General features: G+C 70.3%; 7 protein-coding genes and 1 tRNA gene. 7 read left to right on the forward strand and 1 reads right to left on the reverse strand.

Going from position 1 to position 9,672, the window contains the following annotated elements; all coding sequences use genetic code 11:
• Positions 1-145: 145 nt before the first annotated feature.
• Positions 146-228: transfer RNA gene (locus tag DQW06_RS15325), tRNA-Leu, on the reverse strand.
• Between the two features lie 235 nt (positions 229-463).
• Between DQW06_RS15325 and DQW06_RS15330 the strand changes: the two genes are divergently transcribed.
• The 7 genes from DQW06_RS15330 (at position 464) to pknB (ending at position 9,630) form a co-directional block, all read left to right on the forward strand.
• Positions 464-1,225, forward strand: a complete 762-nt coding sequence (locus tag DQW06_RS15330) for a DUF3662 and FHA domain-containing protein (RefSeq protein WP_026338580.1) — start codon at positions 464-466, stop codon at positions 1,223-1,225.
• 209 nt (positions 1,226-1,434) lie between these two features.
• Positions 1,435-1,989, forward strand: coding sequence for an FHA domain-containing protein (locus tag DQW06_RS15335; RefSeq protein ID WP_026338579.1), 555 nt, complete (start codon positions 1,435-1,437; stop codon positions 1,987-1,989).
• Positions 1,986-3,335: a Stp1/IreP family PP2C-type Ser/Thr phosphatase gene (locus DQW06_RS15340; protein WP_117198754.1), complete on the forward strand. Its 1,350-nt coding sequence runs from the start codon at positions 1,986-1,988 to the stop codon at positions 3,333-3,335. Before DQW06_RS15335 ends, DQW06_RS15340 begins: the two co-directional genes overlap by 4 nt.
• Positions 3,336-3,341: 6 nt before the next feature.
• Positions 3,342-4,751: an FtsW/RodA/SpoVE family cell cycle protein gene (locus tag DQW06_RS15345; protein ID WP_117198755.1), complete on the forward strand. Its 1,410-nt coding sequence runs from the start codon at positions 3,342-3,344 to the stop codon at positions 4,749-4,751.
• Positions 4,748-6,202, forward strand: a complete 1,455-nt coding sequence (locus DQW06_RS15350) for a penicillin-binding protein 2 (RefSeq protein WP_013156235.1) — start codon at positions 4,748-4,750, stop codon at positions 6,200-6,202. The genes DQW06_RS15345 and DQW06_RS15350 overlap by 4 nt, the downstream gene beginning before the upstream one ends.
• Entirely contained in the window at positions 6,202-7,710 is a 1,509-nt protein-coding gene (locus DQW06_RS15355; protein WP_117198757.1) for a serine/threonine-protein kinase, read from the forward strand. Before DQW06_RS15350 ends, DQW06_RS15355 begins: the two co-directional genes overlap by 1 nt.
• A 78-nt stretch (positions 7,711-7,788) precedes the next feature.
• Positions 7,789-9,630 (forward strand): Stk1 family PASTA domain-containing Ser/Thr kinase, encoded by a 1,842-nt coding sequence (gene pknB, locus DQW06_RS15360; RefSeq protein ID WP_013156233.1) that lies wholly within the window; start codon positions 7,789-7,791, stop codon positions 9,628-9,630.
• Positions 9,631-9,672 lie beyond the last annotated feature (42 nt).

A 9,672-nucleotide genomic window follows, 5' to 3' on the forward strand; every position in this document is an offset into this window, starting at 1 on the left:
AACAGACCGCGGGCTGCCGCGAGCTAGCCGAAGGTTGGCGAGCAGCGATCCGCGCCAGCCGGGGGTACGGGGGTCGTCCCCCGGAAAACAGACCGCGGGCTGCCGCGAGCTAGCCGAAGGCTAGCGAGCAGCAACCCGCGCAACGTGGGCGAGGAGGGATTTGAACCCTCACATCCTTTCGGACACACGGACCTGAACCGTGCGCGTCTACCGTTCCGCCACCCGCCCGAGTGACATGCCATTCAGTTGTGTTGCCAGGTGAACCGGGCTTTTCGGCCGTTTCCCCCTGGCGACATGCATAAGGCTAGCACGGTCTGAAGGTGGGTCGCACACGCTTTTCGGACCACCGGTCCGGGGCCCCGGGCGGCCGTCCCGGGGGTGCGCCTGAAACCAGGGGCACCTTTACCCGGTTACGATCGTCTACACATACGAAGTGGAGTACAAAGGGAGGTACCTCGTGGGAGTGCTCCAACGCTTCGAGCGCAGGCTTGAGGGCATGATCGAAGGCACCTTCGCGATGGCCTTCAAGTCCGAGCTCCAACCGGTCGAGGTGGCGAGCGCCGTCCAGCGTGAGATGGACGAGCGGGCGGCCATCGTCGCCCAGGGCCGCACCCTGGTCCCGAACGACTTCATCGTCGAGCTGGCCACCAGCGACAAGGAGCGCCTCGAAGTCTACGCCGACAGCCTGGGGCAGGAGCTGTCCAAGCTGGCACGCGACTACGCGACGGAGCAGGGCTACTCCTTCGTCGGGCCGGTCCGCGTGCACTTCAGGTCCGACGAAGGCCTCAAGACCGGCCGCTTCCGCATCCGCTCCGGCGTCGTGCGCGGCACCATGGTCGGCAAGGACGGCGAGGTCCGCCAGCCCGTCGGCGACCCCGGGCCGAGCGGGGGCCAGCAGCAGGCCGGGCGTCCGCGCCTGCTGATCTCCCCCGGCGGCGCCGCCGCCGAGGGCGCCATCGCCAGCCACGGGATGCAGCAGTCCTTCGAGCTGACCACCCCGGTCACCCTCCTGGGCCGCGGCACCGACTGCGACCTGCGCCTGGTCGACAACGGCGTCTCCCGCCACCACGTGGAGATCCGGCTGGACGGCGACGAGGCCATCCTCGTGGACAAGGGCTCGACGAACGGGACCTTCGTCAACGGACAGCAGGTCAGGCAGGCCCGCCTGGTGGACGGCAGCAGGATCAGCCTCGGCCGCACCACCATGACGTTCCGCCGCGACTGACGTCCCGCGGTGGAACCAGAAAACCAACGCGGTTCCGCGGGCGTCTGACAAGGGGCGGGCCGGGCTCAGGCCCGCTGTCGGATATCCGGCCGGGAGGGTAGTCTCCGCGAAGACCTGACCGATCGGGCACAATGGCCGCGGCCGCAGGCCGCGTCCAGCGACCTCGAGACTCACCGACCCGAAGGTGGGCAGACATGGTGGCGGCGCAGATGACCGCCATCCCGGCCGAAGCACGACAGGGGCTGAAGAGCAGTTCGATGTCCAACTTGACCCTCATACTGATCAAGATCGTGTATCTCGCGGGGCTTTGGCTGTTCGTCCTCACCGCGATCGGTGTGATCCGCACGGATCTCTTCGGCTCCAAGAAGAAGCCCCGGAGGAAACCGCGCCCGGCGGCGCCGCGCCGGGACCGGGACCCCTCCCCGTCGTACTCGTCGGCGCAGCCCGCCCGGCCGCCCCGCGCGCGCCGGAACGAGCCCACGGCCCTGGTCGTCACCCAGGGGTCGCTCAAGGGCACCAGCGTCGACCTCGCGTCGCAGCCCATCCTCATCGGACGCGCTCCGGACTCCACCCTCGTCATCACCGACGACTACGCGTCCGGCCGCCACGCACGCGTCTACTCCGACAACGGCCGCTGGTTCGTGGAGGACCTGAACTCGACGAACGGCACCTACCTCGGCCAGCAGAAGCTGAACCGCCCCCAGCCCATCACGGTGGGACAGCCCATCCGTATCGGCAAAACCGTCCTGGAACTGCGCAAATGACAATCGCTCTCCGATACGCGGCGTACTCCGACGTAGGATGCCTCCGCGAAGGCAACGAAGACTCCGGCTACGCCGGCCAGAACCTCCTCGCGGTCGCCGACGGCATGGGCGGTTACGCCGGCGGCGAGGTGGCCAGCTCCATCGCGATCTCCTCGATCCGCCGCCTCGACTCCGAGCCGCCCCGGTCCGACGAGATGGCCGAGGTGCTCCAGCGCGCCGTCGAGCAGGCCAACGCCTCCCTGTCGCGCAGGATCATGGAGGAGCCCCAGCTGGAGAACATGGGCACCACCCTGACGGCCATGCTCTGGGCCGGTCCGCGGGTGGCGCTCATCCACATCGGCGACTCCCGCGCCTACCTCATGCGCGGCCCCCGCTTCGAGCAGATCACCCACGACCACACCCTGGTGCAGACCCTGGTGGACGAGGGCAAGATCACCGAGGAGGAGGTCGCCACCCACCCGCAGCGCTCCCTCATCCTGCGCGCCCTGGACGGCAAGAGCCCGGTCGACCCCGACATCTCCATCAGCGAGGCCAAGGCGGGCGACCGCTACCTGCTCTGCTCCGACGGGCTCTCCGGCGTGGTCAGCAAGAAGACCATCCACGAGACCCTCGCCACCGAGGCCGACCCGCGCAGCGCGGCCAAGAAGCTCATCGAGCTGGCCATCCGCGGCGGCGGCCCGGACAACATCACCGCGGTCGTCGCCGACGTCATCGAGGCCGAGACCGACAGCGAGGGGCCCACCCGCGCCTCCCAGGTGGTCGGCGCCGCGGACCAGCGCCGCGAGAACGTCGACCAGGGCAACGACACACCCGCCAGACGGGCGCAGGAACTGCGCGGGGGATCCGGCGACACCGCCGAGATGGACCCCGTCCGTGACGAGCCCGGCCCGGACGCCTACGCCTCGGGCGGCGCCTACCAGGAGTCCTACAACGGCGACTACGACGACTACGAGGCCCCGCCGGCCGACCGGCGGGGCCGTCCCGAACCCGAGTACCGCCGCAGGCGCTGGTGGCCGATGGTGCTGGTGTTCCTGGTCGTGGTCGCCGTCGTCGCGGGGGCCACGTACTACTTCGGCAGCCGCTACGTGAACAGCCAGTACTACGTGGGCCCCTCCCCCTCGGGGGACACCGTCAGCATCTACCAGGGCATCAACACCGACATCGCGGGCTTCAGCCTGTCGGAGGAGGTGGAGGAGACCGGGATCACCCTGGACTCGCTCTCGGAGGCCGACCGCGGATCGGTGGAGAACACCCTGCCCGCGGAGAGCCTGGACGACGCCCGGGCGAGCGTGGACGTGCTGAGCGAGGGTACGGCCGGGGCCCGGACCGGGGAAGGGTCCGGGTGAGCCCGCGTGAGTAAGGCTTCCGAACCCGAGGCGCCCACCGCGCTGCCACCCGTCAAGAGGCGCAACGCCGAACTGGTCCTCATCCTCTTCGCCATCGTCATCACCATGGCGGGCATCGCGATCGCGGGCGTCAACCTCAACGGCCAGGTCCCCGGCGCGATGTGGACGGTGGGCCTGACCTTCGCGGCCCTGTCCGCCGCCGCGCACGTGGCGATGCGCTTCGTGGCGCCCTACGCCGACCCGCTGATCCTGCCCTGTGCGCTGTTCCTCAACGGCATCGGCGTGGCGATGATCTGGCGGATCCAGGCGGGCGAGGCCGAGGACATCGAGCGCGCCGGGGTCGGCTCGCAGCTGATGTGGACGGCGATCGGCCTGGTCCTGTGCTTCCTCATCATCATCTTCCTCAAGGACCCCAGGGTCCTCCAGCGCTACACCTACGTCAGCGGCCTGGTCGCGATCATCCTCCTCGCCCTGCCGATCATCCCCGGCCTGGGCCAGGAGGTGTACGGCGCCCGGCTGTGGATCGGCATCGGGCCGTTCACCATGCAGCCGTCGGAGTTCGCCAAGATCGCCCTGGTGATCTTCCTGGCGTCCTATCTGATGAGCAAACGCCAGGTGCTCCAGATCGTCGGCAAGCCGATCAAGATCGGCCGCTTCACGCTCATCGAACTGCCCCGGGCGCGCGACCTGGCACCGATCCTGGTCGGCTGGGTGCTGGCCATCGGCATGCTGGTGCTCCTGCGCGACCTGGGCACCTCGCTGCTGCTCTTCGGCACGTTCCTGGCGATGCTGTACGTGGCCACCCAGCGCTCCTCGTGGGTGACCATCGGCCTGCTCCTGTTCGCGGCCGGGGCGTTCGTGGCCTACCTGCTCTTCTGGCACGTCCAGGCCCGCGTCAACATCTGGCTCAACGCCTTCGACCAGGAGGTGTACGAGGCGGTCGGCGGTAGCCAGCAGCTGGTGGAGGGGCTGGTGGGCATGGCCTACGGCGGCCTCTTCGGCACCGGCATCGGCGCGGGGGCCCTGTACGACACCTTCGCCGCCGACAGCGACCTCATCCTCGCCACGATCGGCGAGGAGCTGGGCCTGACCGGCCTGCTCGCCATCCTCATGGTGCTCGGCCTGTTGGTGGAGCGCGGCATGCGCATGGCGCTCGCGACCACCGGCGCGTTCAACAAGCTGCTGGCCAGCGGTGTCGCCTTCCTTCTCGCCTACCAGGTCTTCATCGTCCTGGGCGGCCTGACCCGGGTGATCCCGCTGACCGGCTCGACCACGCCCTTCATGGCGGCGGGCGGTTCCGCGCTGCTGGCGAACTGGATCATGATGGGGATCCTGCTCCGCATCAGTGACAACGCCAGGCGCCCAGCACCGCAGGCCATCCAGGACGAGGGCGCGACACAGGTGATCCGACGATGAACACACCGATCCGCAGACTCAGCATCTTCGCCTTCGTCCTGATCCTGATCCTGATGGCCAACGTCACCTGGCTCCAGGGCTTCCAGGCGCAGGCGATCAAGGACGACCCGCTCAACCGGCGCCAGTTCACCGAACGGCTCAGCGAGGCCCGCGGCCCCATCCTGGTCGCGGACGACAACGTGGCCTACTCGGACAACATCGCCGGCGAGGGTGAGCCCGCGGAGTTCCAGCGCATGTACGAGGGCGGCGGCCTGTACACGCCGATCGTCGGCTCCTTCCGCACCTACGGCGCCTCGGGCATCGAACTCACCGAGAACTCGCTGCTCGACGGCAGCGACGACCGGCTGGCGGTGCGCAACTTCCGCGACATCATCACCGGCCGCGAGCCCGAGGGCGCCCAGGTCCAGCTCACCCTGGACCCGGAGGTGCAGCAGGCGGGCTACGAGGCCTTCCAGGGCCTAGGCGACAAGAACGGCGCGGCCGTGGCGCTCGACCCCAGCACCGGGGCGATCCTGGGCGCGGTGTCCTACCCGTCCTACGACGCCAACGAGGTCGTCAGCATCACCGACATCGACGCGGCCGTGACCAACTACACGGAGCTGGAGGCCGACCCGCGCAAGCCGCTGCTCAACCGGGCCCTCCACGAGTTCTACCCGCCGGGCTCGACGTTCAAGGTGGTGACCGCCGCGGCGGCCATGGAGCACCTGGGCGCCACCCCGGAGACGACCCAGGAGGCGCCCGACGTGCTGGAGCTGGGCGGCACGCTGCCCAACGCCACCCCGGGCGGGACCTGCAACGGCGGCCAGCCCGACACCCTGGCGCACTCGATCCAGATCTCCTGCAACACCTCGATGGCCAACTGGGCCATCGAGATGGGCGGAGAGGCCCTGTCGGAGCAGGCCACCGCCTTCGGGTTCAACCGCGAGGAGGAGTTGACGGTCCCGCTGTCGGTGATCCCGAGCAGCGCTCCGGTGGAGACCGACCGCAACATCCTGGGCCGCGCCGGCATCGGCCAGTCCAACGTGCAGGCGACCCCGCTCCAGATGGCGATGGTCGCCGCGGGCGTGGCCAACTCGGGTGAGGTCATGAAGCCCTACGCGGTGGACACCGTGCGCGACTCGGACCTGTCCGTGGTCACCCAGACCAGCCCGGAGAGCTACTCGCAGGCGGTCAGCGCCAGCACGGCCGAGTCCCTCACCGAGATGATGACCCTGGTGACCGGCCCGGGCGGCTCGGGTACCAACGCGGCCATCTCCGGCATGGAGGTCGCGGGCAAGACCGGTACCGCCGAGACCGGTGACGGAAGCCCCACCCACAACTGGTTCATCGGTTTCGCCCCGGCTGACGACCCGCAGGTCGCGGTCGCGGTCGTGGTCGAGTACGGCGGCGGCAGCGGCAACGAGCTGGCCGCGCCGATCGCCCGGCAGATGATGGAGGCAGTGGTTCAGTAGTGAGCGCCTACGAACCGTCTTCCCAGAACGGTCCCGGTGACCTCACCGGGACCGTTCTGAGCGACCGTTACCGCCTGGAGGAGCAGGTGGGCTCCGGTGGCATGGGCACGGTCTGGAAGGCCACCGACACCCTGCTCAACCGGCCCGTGGCGGTCAAGCTGCTGCACCCCTCCCAGATGGCCGAGCCCACGGCGAGGGAACGGTTCCGCACCGAGGGCCGGATCACCGCCGGCCTCTCCCACCCCGGGATCGCCCAGGTCTACGACTACGGCGAGGAGAACGGCCGCGCCTTCCTGATCATGGAACTCGTGGTCGGCGAACCGCTCTCGCAGGTCCTGCGCGAGCAGGGCCACCTCAGCGCGGACCAGACCCTGGACTTCGTGTACCAGGCGGCCAAGGCCCTGGCCGCCGCGCACGCGCGCGGCGTGGTGCACCGCGACATCAAGCCGGGCAACCTGCTGGTCACCCCGGACGGCCAGCTCAAGCTGACCGACTTCGGCATCGCCCGCGGCGACATGTCGGTCACCCTCACCCAGACCGGCATGGTCATGGGCACCGCCCAGTACATCTCCCCCGAGCAGGCCTCGGGCAGGCCCGCGACCTCCTCCTCGGACCTGTACGCCCTCGGCGTGGTGGCCTACGAGTGCCTGGCCGGAACACCGCCGTTCACCGGCGACACCCCGGTGGCGCTGGCCCTGGCGCACACCCGCGACGAGCCGCCGGAACTGCCCGAGGACGTGCCCGACGACGTCAACCACCTGGTGTCCTCCCTCCTGTTGAAGGAGCCCGAGGAGCGGCCCGCGTCGGCCAGCGAGGTCGCGCACACGGCCGCGGTGATCCGCTCCAACGCCGGAACCGGTCCGCCCACACCCTCCACCGGGTTCCAGGGGATGGCGCAGACCGCCGTGGTGGGAGCGGTGACCGGACCCGGCTCCGGCTCGATGGCGTACCGGACCGGGGGGCAGCCGACCGCCGCCGCCGGTCAGGAGGACGCGTCGGCTAGGCTGGCCGGGGCACCGGAGCGGCGCCGCCGCGTCAGCGTGCCCGTGATCCTCGCGGCCGCGGCCGCGGCGATCATCATCGCGGCCGCGGTGGTGGCCGGATTCCTGTCCAACGGGAGGTCCGAGGTGGGCAACATGCGCGACACCGTCGACCCTCCCGCGGCGAGCCCTTCCTCCTCTCCGGAGGAGACCGAGGAGCCCGTGGAGTCCGCCCCGGCGGACGTCCCCGTGGCCCCGGAGGGCGACACCGGCTGGAATACGCAGCCGCAGGACCCGGTGGGGAGTCCGAGCCCCTCCCCGGACGAGGACGCCGAGGAGAGCGACGCCCCCGAAGACGGTGAGGACGACGACTCCGAGGGCGGCCAGAGCCCTCCGCCCGACCCCGGCACGGGTGAGACCCCGGAGCCCCCGCCGAACAACGGCGGGGGAAACAACGGCGGTGACGACGGCAGTGGCGGTAACAACGGCGGCGGAAACGGCGGCGGAGAAGAAGTAGGCACCACCTAGAGACCGTGAGCGAGAGACGTTCAGGGTAGGCGGCGGCCCGCGGGCGGCCTCCGGAAGACACGAGGATCACTACACGACATGTCCCAGCCCCGGCTCCTCGGCGGACGCTACGAGCTCGACACCATCGTCGGGCGCGGCGGCATGGCCGAGGTCTACCGCGCACGCGACCTGCGTCTCGACCGGCTCGTCGCCATCAAGACCCTCCGACACGACATGGCTCGCGACCACGTCTTCCAGGCCAGGTTCAGACGGGAGGCGCAGTCCGCCGCCTCCCTGAACCACCCGGCCATCATCGCGGTGTACGACACCGGCGAGGACATGATCGACGGGGTGTCCATCCCCTACATCGTCATGGAGTACGTGGACGGGCGGACCCTGAAGGAGCTGCTGGACGACGACCGCCGCCTCCTGCCGGAGCGCTCGGCGGAGCTGGTCGACGGCATCCTCAAGGCGCTGGAGTACAGCCACGACAACGGGATCGTCCACCGCGACATCAAGCCCGCGAACGTGATGCTGACCCGCAACGCCGACGTCAAGGTGATGGACTTCGGCATCGCCCGGTCCATGGACGACAACCAGGCGACGATGACGCAGGCCTCCCAGGTGATCGGTACCGCCCAGTACCTGTCCCCGGAGCAGGCGCGCGGCGAGCGGGTGGACCCGCGCAGCGACATCTACTCCACCGGCTGCGTGCTCTACGAGCTGCTCACCGGCCGTCCGCCGTTCACGGGCGACTCGCCCGTCTCGATCGCCTACCAGCACGTGCGGGAGGAGCCGGTCCCGCCGAGCGAGATCGACCCCCAGATCCCCCATTGGCTGGAGGACGTCACCCTCCGGGCGATGACCAAGAACCGCGAGGAGCGGTACCAGAACGCGGCCGAGATGCGCGCCGACATCCAGCGCGGCCTGGCCGGGATGCCCACCCAGGCGGGCACCATGGCCATGGCCGCCGCCGGCGCCACGACGGCGATGCCGCCCGCGCCCGCCGAGCGGTACGACGACTACGACGATTACGACGACGACTACGACGACCGCTACGACGACCGCGGGAAGGACGGCCGCGGCAAGACCGCGCTGTGGGTCCTTCTGGGCGTCGGCGTGGTCGCCTCCCTGATCCTGGTGTTCGTGCTGATGAACCTGGGGGGAGGGGATCCCGAGACGCAGACCGCCGCGGTACCGGACGTGGCGGGGTCCACCGTCGCGGAGGCCCAGTCCTCCCTGAGCGAGGCGGGCTTCGAGAACGTCACCCCGGAGCAGCAGGCGAGCGAGGACGTCGAGGAGGGCCAGGTCATCGAGACCGACCCGCCCGCCGGCGACGAGGTCCCGGTGGACGAGGAGATCGTCCTGTACGTCTCCAGCGGCCCGGACGCCCTGGAGATCCCGTCCGTGCAGGGCCAGTCCGAGTCCGACGCGACCGGCACCCTGAACGACGCGGGCTTCGAGAACGTCACCTCCGAACAGAGGGCGGACGACAGCGTGCCCGAGGGCCAGGCGATCGGCACCGACCCGGCCGCCGGGGAGGCGGTCGCGCCGGACACCGACATCACGCTGCTGATCTCCTCCGGACCCAACCAGGTACAGGTGCCCGACCTGGTCGGCATGACCCGCGACGGCGCGGAGTCGGCGCTGGCGCAGAGGGACCTGAGCGCCTCCTTCTCCGAGGAGCCGAGCACGGAGGGCCCGGTCGGCACGGTCATCCGGCAGGACCCGGGGTCGGGGCAGAACGTGGCGCCCGGGAGCACGGTGAACGTCGTGCTCGCCACCGAACCGGCCACTCAGGGGCCGTCGGACGGCGACGACGGCGGCGAGTCCCCTCCGGGTGAGGGCGGGGAGACCCCTCCCGGCGGTGAGGACGGGGGCCAGACCCCGCCCGGCGGCGACGACGGCGGCTTCGAGTTCCCGTCCATGCGCAGGGACTGAACGGACAGGGCGTGACGGCGGGCCGCTTCCGTGCGAGGGCAC

The organism is Nocardiopsis sp. TNDT3 (assembly GCF_003427465.1).
Taxonomy (GTDB): domain Bacteria; phylum Actinomycetota; class Actinomycetes; order Streptosporangiales; family Streptosporangiaceae; genus Nocardiopsis; species Nocardiopsis dassonvillei.